We start from the raw sequence: 25,117 nt of genomic DNA, 5'->3' as shown, positions 1-25,117 counted from the left end.
CGTAAAAATAAGCCCTCAGAAATAAACCTGAGGGCGGTTATATTTATCAAAACCTTTCGAGCATCAATCCGGCCCGTAAACCACAGGCCACGTTTGGGTTCGGAAAAAGAACGTATTCAACGTCATGGGTGACGATAAAACGTTCATCTCCGTCCTGCGCCAGTAACGTTCCCTCGGTAAAAGGGGTAAAGTTGAGCGTCTGGTTATCCATGTGGAGAATAAAATCGTTGCTCCGCCGTGTTATCTGAGAGACCACACGGTAGCGCAGCGGGGAGGTTTCTCCCGTAGACACTCGCTCGCCCCGCAGCAGCTTCGCCATCGCATCTGCTGTGCGTGCAAACTGGGTCAGATCGTTTTGCCCGAACGGCAGCGCTTTACCCAGCTCCAGCGTACAGGCCAGCGCGCCAAAATGTTCAGCGCTAAAATGGGTGAAGGTGCCGCCTGGGGTCTGGTGGAAAACCAATGCCTCCAGCCCCGCATCACCGAGCCAACCCAGAAAATTTTCGTCCCAGGCAACGTTGCGTTGTGGCAACACGCCAAAGCGCAGATGCTGTGAGCCGCGAATCGCGGTGTGAAGATCCAGATGCCAGCGCACAGGCTCTTTCGTGCGCGAGTAAAAATCTTCCAGACACAGCTCAAGCTCATGAGCTCTATGCGTTTCTTCACTCTCGGCAAAACTCTGCCACCGGCCACCAAACATACGGTTCAGGTCGCTATGACAATAACGTTTCCCCGCAGCCAGCGCCTGCGGATTACCGAGAATCACCAGCAGGCGCCATGTTAGCGCCAGCTCACCGTTAAACAGTCTGGTCAGCAATGAATCAAGTATTTCTACCGGCGCGGTTTCATTGCCGTGAATCCCCGCAGAAAGCACCAGCGACTGTTCAACCGGCGCAGTTGGTGTCAGTTCCAGCACCCCGTGACCAAGCCATTGCCAGACAAAACCGTGAATTGTGCCCTGCGTTTTCTCCGGTACGCTACCCGCGAGTGTCAGGGCCAGAAAATTATCCATGGCTCGTTGTCTCCTGCTGGAAGGGATAAACAGAGCCGAGATTGAGCAATTGCGTCAGTGAATCCAACGCTTCACGCCCTTCGCGCAACAACTGCGGATCCGCGAGGTCCGTTGCGACAAGGCGATCGCGATAGTAGCGGTCGACCCAGTTATTCAGCGTATTGAACAGCGTGTCGTTCATGATAACCGCCGGATTCACGGCCTGCAGCTCCTGTGGGGTAAGCACCACTCGCAGGCGTAAACAAGCCGGGCCGCCGCCGTTGGACATGCTTTCGCGCAAATCAAAGACCCGCAGGTCATCGATCGGATTGTCATCTGCAAGCAAGCGGTTCAGATATCGCCACACGCCAGCATGCTCCCGACATTCCTGCGGTAAAACCAGCATCATCGAACCGTCGTCACGACTCAGTAATTGGCTGTTAAACAGATAGGTCGTTACCGCATCCTGCACCGACACCTCTGCGGTCGGAACTTCCAGCGCAGTAAAACCAGCCACCTGACGTCGTAGTTGCTCTAACAACGCTTGCTGTCTGACAAACGCCTGCTGATGACAAAACAGCACCTGACGATTCGACACCGCAATCACATCGTTATGAAACACGCCAAGATCGATGACGTCCGGGTTTTGCTGAGCAAAAACAAGCTGATGTGGATTGACCTGATTGAGTCGGGCTACGGCTTCACTGGCTTCACGGGATTGCCTCGCCGGGTAGCGCCTCGGCTGTGACGCGTTCCCCTCTTCACGACCGTAAATAAACAGTTGTACGCCGGGATCGCCATAGTCCCCGCCGAGTCGGTTATGGTTTGCCGCCCCTTCATCACCAAACAAAGCAACCTGAGGCAACGCGCCGTGAATCGCAAAGGTACTTTCATCGCGGAAAATCGAGCGTAACAACGCTTCGGTCGTCGGCGCTTCCAGCGAACGGTGGAACTTATTATTCAGATTCGCCACCGTCAGATGCACTTTTCCGTCCAGTGAATCTGCCGAAGGACAGACCGTTGCCGCATTCGCCACCCACATAGGTGATGCGGAGCTGGCGCTGGAGAGCCAGTGCGGCGCCTGACGCGCCACCTTGTCCAGAATCTGCTCATCACTGCCGCAAAAGCCCAACTGACGCAGCGCCGGGATATAGGGACGTTCATGAGGCGGGATCACCGCCTGAGGGAATCCCGCATCCGCCAGCGCTTTCATTTTTAACAAACCCTGCTTCGCCGCCAGACGAGGGTTCGACACCTGAAAACGGTGGCTGGTCGAAGCCTCATTACCAAATGACAGTCCCGCATAGTGATGGGTCAGCCCCACCAGACCATCGAAATTTACCTCACGCGCTTTCATCGTTTATCCTCGCGAGAGAAATCCAGACCGGGGCTGAGCGCCGACGGCAGAGTTAAGGCCGGCGATTCCAGGCTCGCCATCGGCCAGGCGCAATAATCGGCGGCATACCACGCGCTGGCGCGATGGTTGCCGGAAGCGCCCGCGCCACCAAACGGCGCGGTGCTTGCCGCGCCGGTTAACGGTTTATTCCAGTTAACAATCCCGGCCCGCGCCTCCAGCAGGAGCTGATCAAACTGGCTGCGATCGGGTGAAACCAGCCCGCAAGACAACCCAAAGCGGGTGTTGTTCGCCATACGAATCGCGTCATCAAAGCTGTCGTAGCGCCAGACGCCGAGCAGAGGACCAAAAACCTCTTCATCGGGTACGTTTGGCACGTCGGTCAGCTCAATAATACCAGGGGTCAGCAGCGACGTTCCGGCTTTCACCATGCGTGGCGCCAGCAGCGTGTGCCCCCCCAACGACGCCAGACGTTGCCAGGCATCATAAACGTGCTGTGCAGCCTGTTCAGAAATCAGCCCACCTAAAAACGGCTGCGGTTCTGCATCCCAGTGACCCGGCATTAGTCGTTGGCTGACTTCCACCAGACGCGCGAGGAACGCGTCCCCCTGCGCGCCGTTTTTAACCAACAGGCGACGGGCGCAGGTACAACGCTGCCCGGCGGTGACAAACGCGGATTGAATGGTCAGATGTACTGCCGCATCTATATCTTCCAGGTTCTCAATGATCAGCGGGTTGTTGCCGCCCATCTCCAGCGCAAGGATTTTTTCTGGCTGGCCGGATAACTGTCGATGCAGCTGATAACCGGTATTGGCACTGCCGGTAAACAGCAGACCATCCAGATCATCCAACGCGCTCAGCGCCTGCCCCGTTTCGCGTCCGCCCTGCACCAGATTCAGCACGCCCGGCGGCAAGCCCGCCTGCTGCCACAGTTTTGCCACGGCTTCACCGGTCCACGGCGTCAGCTCGCTGGGCTTGAAAATCAACGTGTTGCCTGCCAGCAGAGCCGGAACAATATGGCCATTGGGCAAATGGCCCGGGAAGTTATACGGGCCAAATACCGCCAGCACGCCGTGCGGTCGATGGCGCAACGTCGCCGCGCCATCCGGTAGTTCACTGTGCTGCTCCCCGGTACGCGCATGGTAAGCTTGCACAGAGATAGCAATTTTATTGATCATCGCCGTCAGTTCCGTGGCAGCTTCCCAGCGCGGTTTGCCGGTTTCCCGGGCGATAATCTGCGTTAACTCGGCTTTATTGCTTTCCAGCAATGAGGCAAATTTTTCAACAATAGCCTGACGTGCGCTAAAGGGGTGTTTAGCCCAACCGGCAAAGGCTGCGCGCGCAGCACGGCACGCCTGCGCCACCTGGGTTGCATCGGCGTCATTGCCCTGCCACAGCACATCACCGCTTACCGGATTCGTTTTCACCCGACGCTCGCCAAGCCCCGTCACCCAGTCGCCGTTTATCCATAATGTCATGCTGTTTTCTCCTCTGCACAAAGACGCACAAAACGTACATGGTCGCCCGCCTGACATTTCAGGGCGTCCAGTTGCGCCGCCGTCAGTACCAGACGTTGGGTATCCGGGTCAGCGCGAACCAACATGACGCGGAAGTTTTGATAGTTTTCATTGGCGACCAGACAGGCCGGGTAATCGCCGGTTGCAGGCTGACCTTCCGCCACCTCCACCAGTCTGCTTTTACGAATCGCCCGTACCCGGTCGATATCGCATTCCAGCGTCGGCCCGCCGTCGAAAATGTCGACATAATTGCGGTAGCGAAATCCTTCTTTCTCCAGCACCGCTCGCGCTGGTGCGGTTTGCGGATGTACCTGACCAATTACGCTTTGCGCTTCATCAGACAAGAAATGGGTATAAATAGGATGCTTGGGCATCAGTTCAGCAATAAAGGCTTTTTGTCCGGTGCCGCAGAGAAAATCCGCCCGGCTGAATTCCATGGAGAAAAAGCGTTTGCCGAGGCTTTCCCAGAAGGGGGAGTAACCGTGCTCATCGATTACGCCGCGCATCTCGGCCACGACCTTTTCATTAAACCGGTCACGAAATGCCGCCATAAACATAAAGCGCGACTTAGACAACAAATAGCCGTTGCCCTCTTTACGCCAGTCGGGATCGAGGAACAGAGAGCAAAGCTCGCTGCTACCCGTGTGATCGTTGCTCAGAAACAGCGTCGGCAGCGCGTTATATACGTTCAGTTCTTTCGAGGCATGCACCAGCGTGCCAACCCGATAGTTGTACCAGGGATCGTTAAGCCCCACCGCCACTTCGATGGCACAAATCCCTGCCACGGTTCCACTGGCGCTGTCTTCAAGTACAAAAACATAGCCTTGCTCACTTTTCGGCAACTCACCGCGCCAGGTTTGTAGCGAGCGCTCGATACGCGCCATCAGCGTGGCTTCATTCGCCGGTAACGAGGTCAGCCCACCGCCGGTCTTACCGGCCAGTTGCATCAGCGCGGTGATATCAGCGCGTTCAATAGGACGAATCACCATCATGATGAACCTCCTGCTTTAATGCGTTCGCAGGCCAGCGCAAAACGATCCAGTCCGCTAGCAACCTCTTCTTCGCTGACGTTTAACGCTGGCGCAAAGCGCACCACGTTAGCGCCGGCGATCAGCACCATCACTCCGGCATTGGCCGCCTCTTGCGAGATGAGTTTCGCTTTCCCGGCAAATTCCGCGTTCAGTACGCAGCCGATCAGCAGGCCGAGCCCACGAATTTCACTAAACAGTCCAAAACGTTCGTTAATGGCGTTAATACGCTCCACAAACCAGTCGTGGCGCTGCTTAACACCGTTGAGCATATCCGGGGTGTTAACAATCTCCAGCAGTTTGCCCGCCACCGCCGTGGCCAGCGGGTTTCCGCCGTATGTTGTACCGTGCGTACCAACCGTCATCACGCTGGCACAGTCTGCCGTCGCCAATAACGCGCCGATGGGGAAACCGCCGCCCAACGCTTTGGCTGTCGTCAGCAGATCTGGCGTAACGCCATAGTGCATATAGGCATACAGTTCGCCGGTACGGCCTACTCCGGTCTGGACTTCGTCAAAAATCAGCAGCGCATTGTGGCGATCGCATAATTCACGCAGCCCCTGTAAGAATTCATTTGTTGCCGGTACTACGCCACCTTCACCCTGCACCGGTTCAACGATGACCGCACAGGTGGTGTCATCAATCAGTTGGCGGGCTGAGTCGAGATCGTTGTAGACGGCATGGCGGATATCCGGCGGCAGCGGCGCGAAATCTTGTGAATAAGCAGGCTGTCCTCCGGCGCTGACGGTGAACAGCGTGCGGCCATGGAAAGCATTTTTAAACGCCACGATGCCGCTCTTCTGGCTGCCAAAACGATCGTGAGCAAATTTACGCGCCAGCTTTAATGCCGCTTCGTTTGCCTCCGCGCCGGAGTTACAGAAGAAAACACGCTCGGCGAAGGTGGCGTCAATCAGCTTTTTCGCCAGACGCAGCACCGGCTCGTTGGTGTAGCCATTTCCTGTGTGCCAGAATTTGCTCGCCTGGTCGTTTAATGCCTCGCGCAAAGCCGGATGGGCGTGCCCCAGCGCGTTAACCGCAATGCCTCCCGCGAAATCGATATACTCTTTACCCTGCTGATCCCACAGACGTGAACCTTCACCACGCACCGGAATAAAAGTAGCCGGAGCGTATACGGGCATCATCCATTCATCAAAATTTTCACGCGTAATTGACAGAGACATAGCGACCTCAACGGTAAATAAAAAGTTATTTATATGTTAATAAATATAGTATTTGCGGTGTAAATGTAGATTGCAGGGTTCGTGCCAGCCAGCAAAAAAAGTGCATAAACAAAGGTCGGTGACGGAATATCAACAGGTTACAACGTGGCGATATTCACTTTACGCGCATAAAAAGTGAATATGTTCGCGCATCAGGCGACTAAATAGAGGAAAAACCGCAGTTTTATTCAGTTGCCAAATATAATTCTGGAATTGTGATCGTATACGAAATTTATCGGAAATTATTGCTCTGTTCTGACGCGCCTCGCGCCAAAACGGTGCAGTTTTTGCTCCATCGTTAACACCATTGGCAATCATTGTTGGAATCAGGTGACAAGAAGCAGTCAGCCAGCGGAAATTCTGCTACCATCCTTGCACTATTCATCTTGCAAAACGGCAGCGACTATGAAATTTGTCTCTTTTAATATCAACGGCCTGCGTGCCCGTCCTCATCAACTGGCAGCCATTGTCGAAAAACACCAACCGGATGTGATTGGCTTACAGGAGACAAAAGTCCACGACGACATGTTCCCTCTCGAAGAGGTAGCAAAGCTGGGTTACAACGTCTTTTATCATGGTCAGAAAGGTCATTACGGCGTGGCGCTGCTAACGAAAGAAACGCCAATCGCAGTGCGTCGTGGCTTCCCGGACGATGGCGAAGAAGCGCAGCGTCGTATCATCATGGCGGAAATCCCATCCCCTCTGGGCAGCATTACCGTGATCAACGGCTATTTCCCGCAGGGCGAAAGCCGTGACCACGAAACCAAATTTCCGGCCAAGGCCGCGTTTTACCAGAATCTACAAAACTATCTGGAGACTGAACTGAAACGCGACAATCCGGTATTGATCATGGGCGATATGAACATCAGCCCAACCGATCTCGATATCGGCATTGGCGAGGAAAACCGTAAACGCTGGCTGCGTACCGGTAAATGTTCCTTCCTGCCGGAAGAGCGTGAGTGGATGGAGCGTCTGCTGGGCTGGGGTCTGGTGGACACCTATCGTCATGCTTATCCTGAAAAAAATGACCAGTTCTCGTGGTTTGATTACCGCTCAAAAGGCTTTGATGATAACCGTGGCCTGCGTATCGATCTGCTGTTAGCGAGCAACCCACTGGCGGAGCGCTGCGAAGAAACCGGCATCGACTATGAGATCCGCAGCATGGAAAAACCGTCCGATCATGCGCCGGTATGGGCTAAATTCCGCGTCTGACCTCCTGCGATTTTTCACTCTCCGGGCCTCGCCTGGAGAGTCTGTTTATTCTGTGTAAAATCAATAAATCGACGGTAATACATTGTTGTGTCCGGGAATTTATTATATCTTCGCGCGCACTTTTCGCTGACGAAAACGCTGCGTTACACTCGGTTTTACAGGAGAACCCCCATGAAAAAGAAGTTCGCATAACGCAGAATACCGGCTGCTGATCGTCGCGGTCCTGTTCTGCATTCTGGCGGGAGTTTTCCATTATTTCGGCCTGACCGACCTGATAACCAATTTCCAGCATTTACAAGACGTCATCCGCCAAAGCGGCATGTTCGGCTATACGCTTTATATATTGCTGTTCATCATCGCGGCGCTGTGTCTGATCCCCGGCAGCATTCTGGTGATCGTCGGCGGTGTGCTGTTTGGCCCTGTCACAGGGACGCTTGTCTCGTTAGTGGCGGCAACCGTCGCCTCGGCGCTGTCGTTTTTGCTGGCTCGCTGGCTTGGTCGGGATCTACTGCTGAAATACGTTGGGCACACGGCGACTTTTCAGGCAATCGAGAAAGGCATTGCCCATAGCGGATTGGACTTTCTGATCCTCACCCGACTCGTCCCACTGTTCCCCTATAATATTCAAAATTACGCCTATGGGCTGACGGCGATTCCGTTCTGGTCATTTACTGTGATATCTGCGGTAACCACCTTGCCCGGCATCTTTATCTATACGCTGATGTCGCACGAACTGGCCAGCGAAGGCATGACTCTGGCATTTATCGGCAAACTCAGCGTTGCGGGCCTGGCGTTATTCATTCTTATTCAGGCGGCAAAAGCCTGGGCCAGATATAAACATATCGATCCGTCGTCCAGCCACGAGTGTGCAGGTAAATGACAAAGCTGAACAAAGCGCGATTAACCCGCTATTACCGGACAGGATTAATAGTTGTGCTGCTGCTCGCGCTGATGGCATGGATGTGGATACCTGGCGTCAGTGATTTTCTCCGGGACAGCCTGGCGGCGTTTACTACGCTGGATCAACACGCTCTCGAGAACTTCATTCGTTCGTATGGGACCCAGGCGGCGGTTGTATCGTTCTTCCTGATGATCTTACAGGCCATCGTCGCGCCGCTTCCCGCCTTTGTGATTACGTTTGCCAATGCCTCGCTGTTTGGCGCGTTTTGGGGCGGTGTACTGTCCTGGAGCAGCGCGATGGTCGGCGCAGCGCTGTGTTTTTTTATTGCCCGCGTTTTGGGTCGCAGTGCGGTGGAAAAGCTGACCGGGAAAACAGTGCTGAACAACATGGACACTTTTTTCGAACGTTATGGCAAGCACACTATTCTCATCTGTCGCCTGTTGCCTTTTGTGCCCTTCGACCCGGTAAGCTATGCCGCAGGCCTGACCTCGATTCGTTTTCGCCACTTTCTCCTCGCCACCGGCTTCGGTCAGTTACCCGCCACGATTGTCTATTCGTGGGCCGGTAGCCTGTTAACCGGCAGTACATTTTGGTTTGTTACCGGCCTGTTCATCCTGTTTGCCCTGAGCGTGGTGATTGCAGGAGCAAGAAGCCTTTACCTTGAGCGTCAACGGAAGAAAACCTGAGACATACGCCATTTTTAGCAATGGAGATATTATGCGTTACTGCTTATTGTGCCTGAGTTTGCTGCTCTGCCCGCTGGCGGCTTTTTCCCAGGACGCCAGCTGGCAGCAAATCAAAAATGACGCCCGCGGTCAGACGGTATGGTTCAACGCCTGGGGTGGCGATAACGCCGTTAATCAGTATCTCGACTGGGTTAGCGGCGAGATGAAAACGCACTATGCCATTAAGCCGACGCCGTTAAACGCATCCAGACCGAGGCGGCATCCGGGCGAACAACCGGCGGATCTGTCGACTTATTGTGGGTAAACGGTGAAAACTTCCGCACATTAAAAGAAGCGGGTCTGCTGCAAACCCAGTGGGCGCAGGCGTTACCTAACTGGCGCTATGTTGATACCCGGAAACCGGTCAGCGAAGACTTTGCCATCCCCACGGAAGGGGCAGAATCGCCATGGGGCGGCGCACAGCTAACCTTCATTACCCGGCGCGATCTCACTGCCCAGCCGCCGCAATCCCCGCAGGCGTTACTTGAATTTGCGCAGGCGCATCCTGGCACAGTAACCTACCCGCGCCCACCAGACTTTACCGGAACGGCTTTTCTCGAGCAGTTGTTGATTATGCTCACCACGGAACCGCAAGCATTGAAAGTTGCGCCGGATGCCGCCACATTCGCCAACGTTACCGCTCCATTATGGCATTATCTTGACGCTCTACACCCTGTACTATGGCGTGAAGGCAAAGATTTTCCGCCCACGCCTGCGCGGATGGATGCGTTGCTGAATACCGGTACGCTGCGTTTATCATTGACCTTTAACCCAGCCCACGCGCAGCAAAAAGTGGCCAGCGGCGAATTACCCAAAACCAGCTATAGTTTTGGTTTCTCACAGGGCATGATCGGCAACGTGCATTTTGTCACTATTCCGGCGAATGCCCGCGCCAGCGCCGGAGCCAAAGTCGTGGCAAACTTTCTGCTGTCTCCCGAAGCGCAACTGCGTAAAGCTGACCCTGCTATCTGGGGAGATCCTTCGGTGCTTGATCCGCAAAAACTGCCAGACGAACAGCGTGACGCCCTGCTGACGTATATCCCGCAAGGACTCCCTGCCGTACTGCCAGAACCACATGCAGCCTGGGTAAACGCTCTGGAACAAGAATGGCTACGCCGCTACGGTACGCATTAATTCTGTTGCTGTGGGGCATCATGACGGCAGTTTATCTGCCGCTGGTGCCTGCAACGTTCTCTCTGCTAGCCCCAGCACTTCGCACCACGCACTGGCTGGCGCTCTTTGACGATCCTCAACTCCCGCAGGCGTTGCTGGCAACGCTGGTTTCCGTAAGTCTGGCGGCGTTCGGCGCACTGACCATTGCGCTGTTGGCGATCCTCTTTTTGTGGCCTGGCGCTGGCTGGGCGCGACTGTACTCACGCCTGCCGTTGCTGCTGGCGATCCCGCACGTCGCATTCGCGACCAGCATGCTGTTGATTTTTGCCGAAGGCGGCATGCTCTGGCAGTGGCTGCCTTTTCTCAACTCGCAACCGGACCGCTATGGGATTGGACTTGGCATCACGCTGGCGGTGAAAGAGAGCGCCTTTTTGTTGTGGATCCTCTCAGCCCTGTTGAGTGAAAAACAACTTTCACAGCAGGTTATCGTCCTGGATTCGCTCGGTTACAGCCGTTTGCAATGCCTGAACTGGCTGGTTCTGCCCTCCATCGCCCCTGCGTTAGGCAAAGCCATGCTGGCAGTCGTGGCCTGGTCACTCTCCGTTGTGGATGTGGCCATCGTCCTTGGCCCCGGAAATCCGCCCACGCTTGCCGTGCTGAGCTGGCAATGGCTCAGCCAGGGTGATGCCGAACAGCAGGCCAAAGGCGCACTCGCCAGCCTGCTGCTGGTGTTGTTGCTATTTATCTTCGCGCTGGTGGGCTATCTGTTCTGGCGTGGCTGGCGGAGCATGATTCCAGCAGTAAACGGAATACGCCTGCGTTTTTCGTCCGCTACAATCGCACGCCCGCTGGTACAACTTTTGCCCATCAGCGGAGTGGTATGCGCCCTGGTACTGGCGCTTTGCGCCAACTATTCATCGCTCAACAGCGAGGCGCTCAGCAATAGTCTGCAACTGGGACTCATCTCCAGCGTGCTGGGATTACTGATACTCTTTGCGTGGCTGGAATGGGGACCGCAAACCGGACACCGTTGGGTCTGGCTGCCCATTCTCCTGCCCGCGCTGCCGCTGGTCACCGGACAGTATCTGGTGGCGTTATATACCGGACAAGATGGGCTGATGACGACCATCATCTGGGGCCACCTGCTGTGGGTGATGCCGTGGATGCTGTTTGTGCTCAAACCGGCGTGGCAACGCATTGACCCACGATTGATTCTGATTGCACAAACGCTGGGCTGGGCGCGAGGCCGCATATTTTGGCGGGTAAAATGCCCGCTGCTGTTACGCCCGGCACTGATCGCCTTCGCGGTTGGCTTCTCGGTCAGTATTGCCCAATATATGCCAACCCTGTGGTTAGGAGCCGGACGCTATCACACCCTGACCACCGAGGCGGTGGCATTAAGCAGCGGCGGCAGCACGGCTATTTTAGCGACACAGGCGCTATGGCAACTTCTGTTACCGCTATCCGTTTTCGTACTGACGGCGTTTTTCGCCGCGTGGCTCGGCCGCTTTCGACAAGGACTCCGTTAATGCTCATCGTTCAAAGCCTTTCAGTGTACCGGGGCGCGACAACGCTACTGAAAGACGTGAATTTCCAGGTTAACAAAAGTGACATTGTCACTATCATGGGACCTTCCGGTAGTGGTAAGTCTTCGCTGTTTTCGTGGATGGTCGGCGCATTATCCCCTCAGTTTCAGGCTTCAGGCGAACTGTGGCTCAATGAACGGCGCATAGACACGCTGCCCACCGCGCAGCGCCAGATTGGCATCCTGTTCCAGGATGCGTTGCTGTTTGACCATTTCAGCGTTGGGCAGAATTTACTGCTGGCCTTACCCGCCAGTTTGCAAGGATCCGCCAGACGCCATACTGTTGAAAACGCCCTTACGCGCGCGGATCTGGCAGGATTTTATCATCGCGACCCGGCCTCACTCTCCGGCGGCCAACGATCGCGTGTCGCCCTGCTGCGCGCACTGCTGGCTCAGCCTCAGGCGCTGCTGCTCGATGAACCCTTTAGCAGACTGGATGCGTCGCTACGCGATACCTTTCGCCAGTGGGTCTTTACCGAGGTGCGCAAGTTGAATATTCCGGTGGTACAAGTTACGCATGATGCGCAGGATGTCCCGCCAGCAGGTCGTGTATTACAGATGGAAAACTGGGCGTGAATGTGGCGATATGCTGCGTTAACGCAAGGTTTTAACTTAACCGGCGGCACAGAATGTCGTCTTCTTTTTTCAACGTCGGGCTATTCGATGAAACGTGTTTCTCAAATGACCGCGCTGGCACTGGCTTTAGGGCTCGCTTGCGCTCCTTCCTGGGCTGCTGAAACAGCACAGACCCTCACCCTCAACCAGTTACAGCAAAAGCAAGGCGCGGCGATCGATACCCGTCAGAGCGCTTTTTACAACGGCTGGCCGCAATCGCTCAATGGTCCTTCCGGACACGAACCCTCTGCACTGAACCTGTCTGCCGCCTGGCTCGACAAAATGAATGATGAACAACTCAATGCCTGGGTTAAGGCGCATCAGCTCAAAACCGATGCGCCGGTGGCGTTGTATGGCAGCGATAGCGAGATGCAGGCCGTTAAATCCCGCCTGCAGAAAGTCGGTTTTAGCCATATCTCCACCCTCAGTGACGCTCTTGCGGATCCTGCCCGCCTGCAACGTCTGCCGCACTTCGAACAACTGGTTTACCCGCAGTGGCTGCACGACCTGCAGCAGGGAAAAGACGTGACCGCCAAGCCGTCGGGTGACTGGAAAGTGATTGAAGCCGCCTGGGGAGCGCCGAAGCTGTATCTGCTCAGCCATATCCCCGGTGCGGGCTACATTGATACCAACGAAGTCGAAAGCGAACCGCTATGGAATAAAGTTTCCGACGCGCAGCTTAAAACCATGCTGGCGAAACACGGCATCCGTCACGACACCACGGTGATCCTCTACGGTCGCGACGTCTACGCCGCCGCGCGCGTGGCGCAAATCATGCTGTATGCCGGTGTGAAAGATGTGCGTCTGCTCGACGGCGGGTGGCAAACCTGGTCAGATTCCGGTTTACCGGTGGAACGCGGAACCCCGCCGACGGTGAAAGCGGAGCCTGATTTTGGCGTTGCTATCCCTGCCCAACCACAGCTGATGCTGGATATGGAACAGGCTCGCGGCCTGTTGCATCGCCAGGATGCATCGCTGGTCAGCATCCGCTCGTGGCCTGAGTTTATTGGTACCACCAGCGGCTATAGCTACATCAAGCCAAAAGGTGAGATCGCAGGCGCACGGTGGGGCCACGCGGGGAGTGATTCCACGCATATGGAAGATTTTCATAATCCGGACGGCACCATGCGCAGCGCGGATGATATCGCCGCCATGTGGAAACAGTGGAATATCACGCCAGACCAGCAGGTTTCTTTCTACTGCGGCACCGGCTGGCGTGCTTCAGAAACGTTTATGTATGCTCGTGCGATGGGCTGGAAAAACGTCTCTGTTTACGACGGTGGCTGGTATGAGTGGAGCAGCAATCCGAAAAACCCGGTCGCCAGCGGTGAACGTGGTCCGGACAGCAGCAAGTAAAATGGTCACGATTGCCGGATAAGCGCATCCGGCAACGCAAGACATTACGCCTGACGCTGAACCGATTTCAGCGTCAGATATCCGCTCCAGATCCGGGTAAACGTCGTCATCCAGCACAGCGCGCCAAAGACCCACGCCAGCACGGCAAAATATCCCGGGAACAAACAGCCCAAAACAAACAGCAAAATAGTCTCGGTGCCTTCGGTTAGCCCTCCCAGATAATAAAACGATTTATGCGCGTAGCCTGGGTTATCAATATCGTATTTCGCTGCCAGGGCAGCGAAGGCGAGGAAGCTGCTACCAGTACCCATAAACGCAAACAACAGCCAGCCCCCAGCCAGTGCGTTTTGCGCAGGTGCGGCAAGAATAAAACCAAACGGTACTAAGGCGTAAAACAGAAAATCGAGTGAGATATCGAGAAATCCTCCCGCGTCGGTTAGCCCTCTGCGCCGTGCCAGCGCCCCGTCCAGCCCGTCAAACAAGCGATTAAGCACAATGACCACCAGCGCCGCCAGATACCAGCCTAACGCCAGAAATGGCAGGGCCAACACGCCAATAGCAAAACCGACCAGCGTCAGGCCATCCGGGGTAATCGCTGGTTTATCAATAATGCCCACACCGCGATGCAACAGCGGTTTTAACCGTGGATGAAGATGACGGTCAAGCATGCGGGCGTCCTTTAAAACTGTCGCACAGTCCTTGCGAAGGAATATCGAGGGCGGCATTAAAACGCGCCGAGAGATTTTGAAACGCAATCAGCGCGGTCATTTCAGTAATGACGTCATCGGTAAAATGCTGCTTCATTTGCGTTTTCAGCGCATCGTCAACCTGCGGTGGCGTGGCGGTCACCGCATCCGCATAGGCCAGCGCTATGCGCTCTTCTGCGTTAAACAGCGTTGATTCTTGCCAGTTGGCGACCTGCAAGACTTTATCCAGCGCGCCACAGCGTTCCGCCAACCGCAAACTGTTGGCATCAACGCAGAAAGCACAGTGGCACACCTGAGAAACGCGGGTCATTAACAATGCGCGCATCACCGGCGTTAAGCGCGCCTTTTTACGCTCCAGAAATCCGACAAACAGCGCCACCAGCCAGAACAGAAACGGCATCCGCCCCCACCAGCGCGTGGGATGCAGCACATCGCCATAATGTTTTTTCTGCGTCGCGACGAGCAGTTGCAAACTGGAGGGAATACGCGTTAACGGACTTACCCACGAGTGAGGATCGTTCAACGATGACTCCTGAATACTTTAGATAACTCAAAGATAAATATAGTATGTCATTTTCTGCTGTTAGATCTTGATGAATATGATGAAAACCCTCGACGTGGTCGCTGCTATCATTGAACGTGATGGCAAAATTTTACTGGCTCAACGTTCGCCGGATGCGGATCAGCCAGGCATGTGGGAGTTTGCTGGCGGTAAGGTTGAGGCGGGCGAAAGTCAGCCCGAGGCGCTGATCCGTGAACTGCGTGAAGAGTTAGGGATCGACGCGGTCGTTGGGCGCTATATCGCCAGCCACCAACGTGAGGTTTCGGACCGGCTGATCCATTTACATGCCTGGCATGTGCCGTCTTTTCAGGGAGAACTGAATGCGTATGAACATCAGTATATTGTCTGGTGTTCACCCGAAGAGGCGCGGCGTTATCCGCTGGCGCCTGCCGATATCCCACTGTTAGAAGCCTTTATTCTTTTACGCGCCGCCAGACCAGCGGATTCGTGCTGATCGTTTTATCATCGCGCTGGCACTGAAGCAGTACACCATCCGCTTTAATCACCGCCCCTTCGGAATAGTTTTGATCCTGGTAAATACAGCACTGACTACAGGGCTGCGCTCGCTGCCCGCTGGAACTGAACACTTCCGGCGGCACATTCACCTGCACATCCGGGCGATAAAGCTGATTTGCCAGCGTCGCGCAGGACACCAATACCAACGCTCCTGCCATGATTAAACGGCGCATATTCTTTCCTTTGTGACTGACAGTTATGCTCAGTATAACGGTATAAATCGGCAGAAACTTTAGTCCCTCCCGTCATCGTTTTTGGTTATGACCCACGCCACGATATTAATTTACTTAGCGGGGTTAATTTTTTCTTGCGTCCCGTCACGCTGCTGGTGGTATAGTCAAAAACTGCAAAACACTTAACACAAATATCAAAAATATAACCATATCAATACATAAGAGGTTTTTATATCTATGGATCAGACATGTTCTCTGGAGTCGTTTCTTAACCATGTACAAAAGCGCGACCCAAACCAAACCGAGTTCGCGCAAGCCGTTCGTGAGGTAATGACGACACTGTGGCCCTTCCTTGAGCAAAACCCACGTTATCGCCAGATGTCACTGCTGGAGCGTCTGGTTGAGCCGGAGCGCGTGATCCAGTTCCGCGTAGTCTGGCTCGACGATCGTAATCAGGTACAGGTTAACCGTGCGTGGCGCGTGCAGTTTAGCTCCGCCATTGGCCCATACAAAGGCGGTATGCGTTTCCACCCTTCCGTAAACCTGTCGATCCTGAAATTCCTCGGCTTCGAGCAGACCTTTAAAAATGCCCTCACCACGCTGCCGATGGGCGGTGGTAAAGGCGGGAGTGACTTCGACCCGAAAGGTAAAAGCGAAGGTGAAGTGATGCGTTTCTGCCAGGCACTGATGACCGAACTGTTCCGCCATTTAGGTCCTGATACCGACGTCCCGGCGGGTGATATCGGCGTGGGTGGTCGTGAAGTCGGCTTTATGGCCGGGATGATGAAAAAACTGTCCAACAACAGCGCCTGCGTCTTTACCGGTAAAGGTCTCTCTTTCGGCGGTAGCCTGATTCGCCCGGAAGCAACCGGCTATGGTCTGGTGTACTTCACCGAAGCGATGCTTAAACGTCATGGCCTCAGCTTTGAAGGCATGCGCGTGGCGGTCTCTGGCTCCGGCAACGTTGCACAATTCGCCATTGAAAAAGCCATGGAATTTGGCGCCCGGGTGGTGACCGCCTCCGACTCCAGCGGCACCGTGGTCGACGAAAGTGGATTTACCAAAGAAAAACTGGCGCGTTTGTGCGCGATCAAAGACAGCCGTGACGGTCGCGTGGCGGATTACGCCCGTGAGTTTGGTCTGACCTATCTGGAAGGCAAACAGCCGTGGTCGGTTCCGGTCGATATCGCCCTGCCGTGCGCCACCCAGAACGAACTTGATGTCGACGCGGCACGCGTACTGATCGCCAACGGCGTGAAAGCTGTCGCCGAAGGGGCAAACATGCCGACCACCATCGAAGCTACCGACCTGTTCCTCGAAGCGGGCGTACTGTTCGCGCCGGGTAAAGCCGCCAACGCCGGTGGCGTAGCGACCTCTGGGCTGGAAATGGCGCAAAACGCCGCACGTCTGGGCTGGAAAGCGGAGAAAGTGGACGCGCGTCTGCACCACATCATGCTGGATATTCACCATGCCTGCGTTGAATACGGCGGCGAAAGCAAACAAACCAACTACGTACGTGGCGCCAACATCGCGGGCTTCGTGAAGGTTGCCGACGCGATGCTGGGCCAGGGTGTGATTTAATATTGTCTCTGTAGAACCGTAGGCCGGATAAGGCACGGGGGCCGCATCCGGCAAAGCCTGATGGTGCTACGCTTATCAGGCCTACAGACCTACACGCCTGCCTCTTCGGATGGCGGGCTTTTTTTTGCCGGGCGTTTACGCGGCGCGCTCTTTTTCTTATCGCCACCACTGCCACCCGGCGCGACAATTCCCCGGAAGCGCCGTACCGGTGTACTGCGCGCCTGATCGATGAGTTGATACAGCGTTCCCACCAGCGGCTGCATGAAATCCTGATAACGACACTGTTTTTCGCTGATTTGGGTCAGAATAGATTCCCAGTGCGCGGTCATATCCGGACGCGTCGCCATTTCCGGCAGCGAGTGAAACAGCGCTTTTCCGGCATCGGTTGAATGGATATAGCGCCCTTTTTTCACCAGGAATCCGCGCTTGAACAGCAGCTCGATAATCCCGGCGCGCGTCGCTTCCGTACCTAATCCATCCGTGGCGCGTAGGATCTTTTTCAGATCTTTATCCTGCACAAAGCGCGCAATCCCGGTCATCGCTGACAGCAGCGTCGCGTCGGTAAAATGGCGTGGCGGCTGAGTCTGACGTTCAACCACTTCGCCTTTTTCGCACAGCAATTCATCATCTTTAGCCACCACCGGCAACGGCGTTCCGTCGTTATCTTCATCGCGCTCTTTGTTGCCAAGCAGCGTGCGCCATCCAGCCTCCGCCAGAAAACGCGCTTTGGCGACAAACTTGCCTTTGGCAATATCCAGCTCAATAACGCACTTACGGAATACCGCATCCGCACAAAACTGCATCAGATACTGACGGGCAATCAGGTTGTAAATTTTCGCTTCGTTGTCATTCAGGTTGATGGACGAACTGCGCGCGGTAGGAATAATGGCATGGTGGGCATCCACTTTTTTATCGTCCCAACAGCGGTTTCGCGTATCGGGATTTACCGCCGGTTGCGGGAGCAGATCCGGCGCATGAACGCTAATCGCGTTCATTACCGCATGACGTCCGGCAAAATGTTCTTCCGGCAGATAACGGCTATCCGAACGTGGATAGGTGATCAGTTTATGGGTTTCATACAGCTTCTGGCAGATATCCAGAACGTTCTGCGCACTCAAGCCAAAGCGTTTCGCCGCTTCAATCTGCAACGCCGACAGCGAAAACGGCAGCGGCGCGGATTCTGATTCCCGTTTATCGTTATAGCTGGTGACGAGCGCCGGCTGGCCGTTAATACGGTTCACCACGTGTTCGGCCAGCGTACGATTCAGCAAGCGCCCCTCTTCGTCCTGATACGGCTCACATGCTTCGCTGGGCTGCCAGATAGCGGTAAACCGCTCGTCGGCGGGCGTCACGATATGCGCTTTCACTTCAAAGAAATCTTTGGCGACAAAGTTTTCAATCTCTTCATCGCGACGCACAACCAGGCCGAGCACCGGCGTCTGTACGCGCCCGACCGAGAGTACCCCTTGATAGCCCGCGTTACGCCCAAGAATGGTGTAAGCGCGGGTCATATTGATGCCGTACAGCCAGTCGGCCCGCGCGCGCGCCAGAGCCGACACGCACAGCGGGATGAACTCACTGTTGGCGCGCAGACGCTCAATAGCCCGTTCGACAGCCTGCGGGTTGAGGTCGTTGATCAGACAACGTTGCACCTGCTGGCGCTTTTCGGGAGCCAGTTGCAGGTAATCCAGCACTTCATCCACCAGCAGTTGTCCTTCACGATCGGGGTCTCCTGCGTGAATAACTTCGCTGGCTTCATGCAAAAAGCGCTTGATAACGTTGAGCTGTTTGGTCACCGAAGGACGCGGCTGCAGTTGCCACTTTTCCGGGACAATCGGCAGATCGACCAGACTCCAGCGCGCATAACGGCTGTCGTAGGCGTCTGGCTGCGCCTGCTCAAGCAGGTGACCAATGCACCAGGTCACCACTTGTCCGTTTCCGCATTCAATAAAACCGTCACCTTTGCGATGCGGCTTTGGCAGCACATCGGCGATAGCGCGCGCCAGACTCGGTTTTTCGGCAATAAACAACCGCATCGAGTTAACGGATCTCAACCATGGCGCGACCGCCACGAGCTTCCACTAACTCACCAATTGCAGTGAGATCGATACCAAACTGCGCCGCTGCCGCTTTCACTTCGGCTTCCGCTTCCGGCGTTACCGCCAGCAGCAAACCACCAGAAGTTTGCGGATCGCAGAGCAGGTCGCGTACCGGCTGCGGCATTTCACCCATCAGGTGTCCGTAGCTGGCAAAGTTACGCTGGGTACCGCCCGGCACTGCGCCCTGCGCGATGTACTCTTCAACGCCTGGAAGCTTAGGAATATCCTGGTAGACAATCTGCGCCTGAACGCCTGCGCCCTGACACATCTCGCTCAGATGTCCCAGCAGACCAAAACCGGTAACGTCGGTCATGGCTTTCACGCCCTCGATATCGGCAAATGCCGCACCGGCAATGTTCATCCGACACATCACTTCAGTCGCCAGCCCAATATGTTCGTCCTTCAGCAGCGATTTTTTCTCTGCGGTAGTCAGAACGCCAATGCCCAAAGGCTTGGTCAGGAACAGTTTACATCCCGCCTCGGCGGTGCTGTTTTTCTTCACGCGTTCAGTCGGCACAACGCCGGTAACCGCAAGGCCGAAGATAGGCTCCGGGGCATCGATAGAGTGACCGCCCGCCAGCGCGATACCCGCCTGACGGCAGGCAAAGCGTCCGCCTTCGGTCACTTCGCGGGCGATTTCCGGCGCCAGCTTATCAAGCGGCCAGCCCAGGATAGCAATTGCCATAATCGGTTTGCCGCCCATAGCAAAAATATCGCTGATGGCGTTGGTGGCGGCGATGCGGCCAAAATCAAACGGATTATCGACAATCGGCATAAAGAAATCGGTGGTGCTGATAACGCTGGTGCCATTACCCAAATCGTAGACAGCGGCGTCATCGCGGGTTTCATTACCCACGAGTAAGTTTGGATCAACAAACTTCGCCTGCTCGCTGTGCAGGATGGTTTCCAGCACTTTAGGGGAAATTTTACAACCGCAACCGGCTCCGTGGCTGTATTGCGTTAAACGAATAGCTTGCTCGCTCATGGACATCTCCTGTCATTGCAATTCGGATATGGTAGCGCTCATTCCATGATGTGGTAAGAGTGACTGTCTGAATTCAGGTGTCTTTGCTCATAATCCAGACAGTTTTGCCGTTGATATCAGAAATAACGAACAAAAGCGCTCGGATCGGCCAGGCTAATGGTCGTGGACGCTTTTAGCTGCGGCGTACCCAAATAGAGAAAACCGACGATCTTATCCTGCGGGCGGCAGTCAAACGCTTCGCGAACTTCCGCGCTTTCCGTTAATGCGCCGCTACGCCAGATACCGCCAAAACCCTGGGCAACAGCGGCCATCTGCATGGCCATTACCGCGCAACCGGCAGACATTTCCTGTTCCCACAGCGGAACCTTGTCGTTTTCTTCACATTTCGCGACGACGGTAATGATCAGCGGGGCGCGAAACGGCGCCGTCCGCGCTTTTTCCTGCGCTTTCTCGTCGCTGCCTGCGGCAATAGCGCCTTTTTCAAGCACGGCGCTAAAGCGTTCGCGCCCTTCCCCCTCAATGACAAAGAATTGCCACGGTTGCAGCGTTTTGTGGTCTGGCGCGCGCATTCCCGCCCGCAGAATGTTTTGCAGTTGCTCTCCCGCCGGTGCCGGTTCGACAAGACGAGAAGCGCTACAACGGGTGATGAGTAATTCGAGTGCATCCATTTGTTTAACTCCAACAATGAGATTTATTCACAAAATTAACACGTGAGCGGATTTTGTTACAGCACAGGCGGTGATTCCTGCTGACAAGTGCCCGTTGGGTCATTACGATAGCCACATCTTAACGCCTTTTTCGGGATAACCGGGTGGCGTGTTGTTAATCGGTAGGGAGAATACATGCGAACCCTGTGGCGATTTATTGCCGGATTTTTTAAATGGACATGGCGATTACTCAATTTCGTCCGTGAATTAGTGCTTAACCTGTTCTTTATCTTTTTGGTGCTGGTTGGCGTGGGGATCTGGATGCAGGTCAGTAGCAGCAACACCAGTGAACATGCTGAACGTGGCGCACTGCTGCTGGATATCTCGGGCGTGATTGTCGACAAACCTTCGAGCACCAGCCGCTTGAGCGTCATTGGCCGTCAACTGTTTGGCGCCAGTTCTGACCGACTGCAGGAAAACTCCCTGTTTGATATCGTGAATACCATTCGCCAGGCGAAAGATGACCGCAACATCACCGGCATCGTGATGGATTTGAAAAACTTTGCCGGGGCCGACCAGCCTTCAATGCAGTACATCGGTAAAGCGCTGCGGGAATTCCGCGACAGCGGCAAACCGGTCTTTGCCGTGGGCGATAACTTCAGCCAAGGGCAATATTACCTCGCCAGTTTTGCCAACAAAATTTACCTTTCCCCACAGGGGTCCGTTGATCTGCATGGTTTTGCCACTAACGGTCTGTACTACAAGTCCCTGCTGGATAAACTGAAAGTCTCAACGCACGTGTTCCGCGTCGGTACCTATAAGTCTGCGGTAGAACCCTTCATCCGCGATGATATGTCCCCTGCCGCGCGCGAGGCCGATAGCCGCTGGATCGGCGAGCTGTGGCAGAACTATCTCGATACGGTCGCCGCCAACCGTCAGATCCCAGCCCAGCAGGTGTTCCCCGGCGCGCAGGCGATGTTGGACGGTTTGACAAAAGTCGAGGGTGATACCGCAAAATACGCGCTCGACAACAAACTGGTGGATGCCCTTGCCTCCAGTGCCGAAGTCGAAAAAATACTGACCAAACAGTTCGGCTGGAGCAAAGCGGATAAAAACTTCCGCGCCGTCAGCTACTACGATTACTCACTGAAAACCCCGGCGGATACCAGTGAGAGCATTGGCGTCATCTTCGCGAATGGCGCGATTATGGACGGTGAAGAAACCCCAGGGAATGTGGGCGGCGACACCACTGCCGCACAGATCCGCGAAGCGCGTCTTGATCCGAAGGTAAAAGCCATTGTTTTGCGAGTGAACAGTCCTGGCGGCAGTGTCAGCGCCTCCGAAGTGATCCGCGCTGAACTGGCTGCGGCAAAAGCGGCGGGCAAACCGGTCGTCGTGTCGATGGGCGGCATGGCGGCATCAGGCGGGTACTGGATCTCCACGCCAGCCAGTTACATTGTGGCTAACCCCAGCACGCTGACCGGTTCAATCGGGATCTTTGGTGTGATTAACACCGTGGAGAACAGTCTGGATTCCATTGGCGTACATACCGACGGCGTAGCCACTTCCCCGCTGGCGGACATTTCCATCACCAAAGCGTTACCGCCTGAAGTGCAGCAAATGATGCAGCTGAGCATCGAGAACGGCTATAAGCGCTTTATCACACTGGTCGCGGATGCACGTAAGACAACGCCAGAGCAGATTGACAAAATCGCTCAAGGCCACGTCTGGACCGGCCAGGATGCGAAAGCCAACGGTCTGGTCGACAGTCTGGGTGATTTTGACGACGCCGTCGCGAAAGCGGCTGAACTGGCCAAACTGAAACAATGGCACATTGAGTATTACCAGGACGAACCCACATTCGTGGATATGGTCATGGACAGTATGTCAGGTTCGGTTCGCGCCATGCTGCCCGCCGCCATTCAGGCAATGCTTCCGGCTCCGCTGGCTTCTGCGGCAAGTACGGTAAAAGCTGAAACCGATAAGTTGGCCGCGTTTAACGATCCGCAAAACCGCTATGCGTTTTGCCTGACCTGCGCCAACGTTCGTTAACTGTCAAATGCTGCCCCGGATGGGGCAGCATTGATTCGGGTATTCCGACAGTCCCCAGGCGTACAGCCAAATTCCCGACTAAACATGCGAATAAAGTGCGCGCAGTCGCTAAACCCCAGACGCAGCGCAATCTCCGTTACGCTCTCTCCAGAATTTATCAACAGCCAATGGGCATAGCGCAATCGGGCGCTACGGATAAACTCCCCCGGTGACTGAGAGAACTCAGCATTAAACAACCGGGTCAACTGCCGTGGACTCAGATTGACTTCTGAGGCAAGCCATTGGGTTGAGATAGGTTTAACCAACCCTTTCTCAATCAAAAATACGGCCTTACGTAAGCGGCTATCGCTCACATGCGTAAAGCCTATCGCTCTGGAAACCGCCACGGAAGTGCCGTCTATTCGGTTAGGCACTGACATCTGGAAAATGGCTTTTGTGGCTCTATCGGGGCCACAGTGCCGACGAATAAGCTCCGTCGCCAGCCCGATCGTTGAGATACCGCCCGGGCAAGTCAGTATCCCCTTTTCTTCATGGAAATCGACGCCGGTTCGGGCAGTCAACAGAGGAAATTGCGCCTTAAAATCGTTCAGATGCCAGGGATGGACCGCCGCAGTTAATCCCTGTAGAAAACCCTCCTGCGCCAGAACAAAGCTGCCAGTACAAACACCGACCAGCGGAATATTCCGCTGACGGGCAAGATGCAGGTAACGCCGCGCGGCAGGGTCCGCTTTTGCCATACTGCGCAATAGCCCACCGATCACCACGATATAATCGAACTGCTCCGGGGCAACAAATGCGCTATCCGGCATCATCGCCATGCCCGAACTGCTTAAAACAGGCTGTTCTGGCGTAGCGCTCATCAGACGCCAGGAACAGCGGATCTTCTGGCTGTCATCCCCCATATCCGCCGCGTGACGCAGCGCATCCGTCAATCCCGCCAGTGCCAGTAAAGGAAATTCAGGCCACAGTACAATCCCGACATTTAATTGCGGCCTCAGGGGCATCGCTGTCTGGTTCGCATCAATGGCGGTGATAATATCGCGATCTGCTTTTCCACCTGGGGGCAACGCAATGTTGTTTTTCTTCACTTCAGGCTCCGGTTTAAACCCGGGCGATGGCGCAAAATTGCCCGGGACGGTAATGAAACACAAAGCAATCCTGTCAGTATCAACAGCGCCCCTACGATAAACGCAGGCTGTAGAGATTCTCCCAGAAACATCACGCCGGCGATAATCCCCATCGCAGGCGTCATCAGAACCAGCGTTCCCAGCGAAGCAACATGATAATTACGCAGCAGAGTAAACCAGATTAGATAGCTTGAAAATGCGACGACCAGCGTCTGGAAAGTCAGACTAGCAATCAATGTCGAGGTCATATGTATCGTCGTTTCACCCAGCATCAAACCAATAAGCAATAACACAATACCGGTGATAGCGAGTTGATAAAACAACGTACACGATGAAGGAATGGTGGCGAGACGACTGCAGCGAATCACGACGCTGGACGTTCCCCAGGCAATGCCCGCAAACAGCCCGCACAAATCGCCTGCCAGACTCCACTGCGTATTCCCGTCATGCGCAACCCACATCACGGCGACGGCAATCCCGAAAAAGGCGATGCCCAACCCGCACCACTGCAGGCGGCTCAGGCGTTCCTCAGGCAAAATAATATGTAACCCGACGGCGGAAAACAACGGCGCGGTGTACAGATAAAGCGCCATATGAGAGGCAGTCGTCAGCGTTATTCCGACAGAAACCAACACGAACTCAAGCGCAAAAAGCAGCCCAACGATAGTACCCATTCTGGCAATACTGCGCTCACGCAGGCGGCCAAATATATTATCCCGGCGGTGAAAAAGCAGTCCAATCAGCAGCGCGGCGATTGCAGAACGCAACCCCACCTGAAGAAACGGTGACATATCATCAGCCGCGGATTTAATCGCAACCTGTTGACTACCCCAGACACCGCAAATCACCACCATCAGCAAAATAGCGGCATTATCAATTCTCTTTCTGATCATTTCTCGATCCGTAAAAGTACGCGTAAAAGAAGGTCGATACTGTAGGACTGAGGGGGGAGAACCACACTGTATAATCGGGACAACGCACTGAACGTAAATGACATATTGATCAGACAACCGGTATGCGTCATTTGCGCTGTCTTTTTTCAGGAGGGACT

General features: G+C 54.9%; 22 protein-coding genes and 1 pseudogene. 10 read left to right on the top strand and 13 right to left on the bottom strand.

Going from position 1 to position 25,117, the window contains the following annotated elements:
- Positions 1 to 46 precede the first annotated feature (46 nt).
- Genes astE through astC form a run of 5 tightly spaced genes read right to left on the bottom strand, consistent with a single transcriptional unit; the run spans position 47 to position 6,071 of the window.
- Positions 47 to 1,012, bottom strand: a complete 966-nt coding sequence (gene astE / locus FDX14_RS12605) for a succinylglutamate desuccinylase (protein WP_061381461.1) — start codon at positions 1,010 to 1,012, stop codon at positions 47 to 49.
- The gene (gene astB / locus FDX14_RS12600; RefSeq protein ID WP_061381462.1) at positions 1,005 to 2,348 is read right to left on the bottom strand and encodes an N-succinylarginine dihydrolase; all 1,344 of its coding nucleotides are present in this window, start codon (positions 2,346 to 2,348) and stop codon (positions 1,005 to 1,007) included. The genes astE and astB overlap by 8 nt, the downstream gene beginning before the upstream one ends.
- Positions 2,345 to 3,823, bottom strand: coding sequence for a succinylglutamate-semialdehyde dehydrogenase (astD, locus tag FDX14_RS12595; RefSeq protein ID WP_137349633.1), 1,479 nt, complete (start codon positions 3,821 to 3,823; stop codon positions 2,345 to 2,347). Before astD ends, astB begins: the two co-directional genes overlap by 4 nt.
- The gene (gene astA / locus FDX14_RS12590) at positions 3,820 to 4,854 is read right to left on the bottom strand and encodes an arginine N-succinyltransferase (RefSeq protein ID WP_061381464.1); all 1,035 of its coding nucleotides are present in this window, start codon (positions 4,852 to 4,854) and stop codon (positions 3,820 to 3,822) included. The genes astD and astA overlap by 4 nt, the downstream gene beginning before the upstream one ends.
- On the bottom strand, positions 4,851 to 6,071 hold the full coding sequence (gene astC, locus FDX14_RS12585) for a succinylornithine/acetylornithine transaminase (protein ID WP_061381465.1): 1,221 nt from the start codon (positions 6,069 to 6,071) through the stop codon (positions 4,851 to 4,853). Before astC ends, astA begins: the two co-directional genes overlap by 4 nt.
- A 444-nt stretch (positions 6,072 to 6,515) precedes the next feature.
- On the opposite strand from astC, the gene xthA reads away from it, so the two are divergent.
- The 7 genes and pseudogenes from xthA to FDX14_RS12540 all read left to right on the top strand — a co-directional run bounded on the left by xthA (position 6,516) and on the right by FDX14_RS12540 (position 13,617).
- On the top strand, positions 6,516 to 7,322 hold the full coding sequence (gene xthA / locus FDX14_RS12570; RefSeq protein ID WP_038640136.1) for an exodeoxyribonuclease III: 807 nt from the start codon (positions 6,516 to 6,518) through the stop codon (positions 7,320 to 7,322).
- A 223-nt stretch (positions 7,323 to 7,545) separates the two neighbouring features.
- Positions 7,546 to 8,202 carry a TVP38/TMEM64 family protein gene (locus FDX14_RS12565; RefSeq protein ID WP_167371266.1) on the top strand — a complete coding sequence of 219 codons (657 nt, stop codon included), beginning with the start codon at positions 7,546 to 7,548 and terminating at the stop codon, positions 8,200 to 8,202.
- Positions 8,199 to 8,909 (top strand): TVP38/TMEM64 family protein, encoded by a 711-nt coding sequence (locus FDX14_RS12560; RefSeq protein WP_137349632.1) that lies wholly within the window; start codon positions 8,199 to 8,201, stop codon positions 8,907 to 8,909. The genes FDX14_RS12565 and FDX14_RS12560 overlap by 4 nt, the downstream gene beginning before the upstream one ends.
- A gap of 31 nt (positions 8,910 to 8,940) precedes the next feature.
- A pseudogene (locus FDX14_RS12555) lies at positions 8,941 to 10,082 on the top strand (ABC transporter substrate-binding protein).
- Positions 10,055 to 11,590, top strand: a complete 1,536-nt coding sequence (locus FDX14_RS12550; RefSeq protein WP_137349631.1) for an ABC transporter permease family protein — start codon at positions 10,055 to 10,057, stop codon at positions 11,588 to 11,590. The pseudogene FDX14_RS12555 and the gene FDX14_RS12550 overlap by 28 nt, the downstream one beginning before the upstream one ends.
- Entirely contained in the window at positions 11,590 to 12,222 is a 633-nt protein-coding gene (locus tag FDX14_RS12545; protein ID WP_042308867.1) for an ATP-binding cassette domain-containing protein, read from the top strand. The genes FDX14_RS12550 and FDX14_RS12545 overlap by 1 nt, the downstream gene beginning before the upstream one ends.
- Positions 12,223 to 12,309: 87 nt before the next feature.
- Positions 12,310 to 13,617 (top strand): sulfurtransferase, encoded by a 1,308-nt coding sequence (locus FDX14_RS12540; RefSeq protein WP_061381521.1) that lies wholly within the window; start codon positions 12,310 to 12,312, stop codon positions 13,615 to 13,617.
- A gap of 44 nt (positions 13,618 to 13,661) precedes the next feature.
- On the opposite strand, the gene FDX14_RS12535 is transcribed toward FDX14_RS12540, so the two are convergent.
- Positions 13,662 to 14,285 (bottom strand): CDP-alcohol phosphatidyltransferase family protein, encoded by a 624-nt coding sequence (locus FDX14_RS12535; RefSeq protein ID WP_079224499.1) that lies wholly within the window; start codon positions 14,283 to 14,285, stop codon positions 13,662 to 13,664.
- On the bottom strand, positions 14,278 to 14,847 hold the full coding sequence (locus tag FDX14_RS12530; protein WP_137349630.1) for a carboxymuconolactone decarboxylase family protein: 570 nt from the start codon (positions 14,845 to 14,847) through the stop codon (positions 14,278 to 14,280). The genes FDX14_RS12535 and FDX14_RS12530 overlap by 8 nt, the downstream gene beginning before the upstream one ends.
- A 79-nt stretch (positions 14,848 to 14,926) precedes the next feature.
- On the opposite strand from FDX14_RS12530, the gene FDX14_RS12525 reads away from it, so the two are divergent.
- Positions 14,927 to 15,340: a pyrimidine (deoxy)nucleoside triphosphate diphosphatase gene (locus tag FDX14_RS12525; RefSeq protein WP_170973591.1), complete on the top strand. Its 414-nt coding sequence runs from the start codon at positions 14,927 to 14,929 to the stop codon at positions 15,338 to 15,340.
- Here FDX14_RS12525 and FDX14_RS12520 read toward each other — a convergent pair.
- The gene (locus tag FDX14_RS12520) at positions 15,300 to 15,560 is read right to left on the bottom strand and encodes a YnjH family protein (protein ID WP_170973592.1); all 261 of its coding nucleotides are present in this window, start codon (positions 15,558 to 15,560) and stop codon (positions 15,300 to 15,302) included. The genes FDX14_RS12525 and FDX14_RS12520 overlap by 41 nt on opposite strands.
- A 252-nt stretch (positions 15,561 to 15,812) precedes the next feature.
- On the opposite strand from FDX14_RS12520, the gene gdhA reads away from it, so the two are divergent.
- Positions 15,813 to 17,156 (top strand): NADP-specific glutamate dehydrogenase, encoded by a 1,344-nt coding sequence (gene gdhA / locus FDX14_RS12515; protein ID WP_038640089.1) that lies wholly within the window; start codon positions 15,813 to 15,815, stop codon positions 17,154 to 17,156.
- Positions 17,157 to 17,245: 89 nt separating this feature from the next.
- On the opposite strand, the gene topB is transcribed toward gdhA, so the two are convergent.
- The 3 genes from topB to FDX14_RS12500 form a co-directional block, all read right to left on the bottom strand.
- On the bottom strand, positions 17,246 to 19,192 hold the full coding sequence (gene topB, locus FDX14_RS12510; RefSeq protein ID WP_061381470.1) for a DNA topoisomerase III: 1,947 nt from the start codon (positions 19,190 to 19,192) through the stop codon (positions 17,246 to 17,248).
- Positions 19,193 to 19,196: 4 nt separating this feature from the next.
- A complete protein-coding gene (gene selD / locus FDX14_RS12505) occupies positions 19,197 to 20,240 on the bottom strand; it encodes a selenide, water dikinase SelD (RefSeq protein WP_061381471.1) in 1,044 nt (347 codons plus the stop codon).
- Positions 20,241 to 20,356: 116 nt separating this feature from the next.
- Positions 20,357 to 20,908, bottom strand: a complete 552-nt coding sequence (locus tag FDX14_RS12500; RefSeq protein WP_137349627.1) for an NAD(P)H nitroreductase — start codon at positions 20,906 to 20,908, stop codon at positions 20,357 to 20,359.
- Positions 20,909 to 21,082: 174 nt separating this feature from the next.
- Here FDX14_RS12500 and sppA point away from each other — a divergent pair, with 174 nt between their 5' ends.
- Positions 21,083 to 22,939 carry a signal peptide peptidase SppA gene (gene sppA / locus FDX14_RS12495; protein WP_137349626.1) on the top strand — a complete coding sequence of 619 codons (1,857 nt, stop codon included), beginning with the start codon at positions 21,083 to 21,085 and terminating at the stop codon, positions 22,937 to 22,939.
- On the opposite strand, the gene FDX14_RS12490 is transcribed toward sppA, so the two are convergent.
- Both FDX14_RS12490 and FDX14_RS12485 read right to left on the bottom strand, forming a co-directional pair.
- A complete protein-coding gene (locus tag FDX14_RS12490) occupies positions 22,936 to 24,027 on the bottom strand; it encodes a GlxA family transcriptional regulator (protein ID WP_137349625.1) in 1,092 nt (363 codons plus the stop codon). The two genes, sppA and FDX14_RS12490, sit on opposite strands and share 4 nt — an antisense overlap.
- On the bottom strand, positions 24,024 to 24,959 hold the full coding sequence (locus tag FDX14_RS12485; protein ID WP_061381473.1) for a DMT family transporter: 936 nt from the start codon (positions 24,957 to 24,959) through the stop codon (positions 24,024 to 24,026). The genes FDX14_RS12490 and FDX14_RS12485 overlap by 4 nt, the downstream gene beginning before the upstream one ends.
- Positions 24,960 to 25,117: the final 158 nt, after the last annotated feature.

Source organism: Citrobacter sp. wls710 (assembly GCF_005281115.1).
Lineage (GTDB): Bacteria > Pseudomonadota > Gammaproteobacteria > Enterobacterales > Enterobacteriaceae > Citrobacter > Citrobacter werkmanii.
This window is presented reverse-complemented; position numbering and strand designations above follow the sequence as displayed.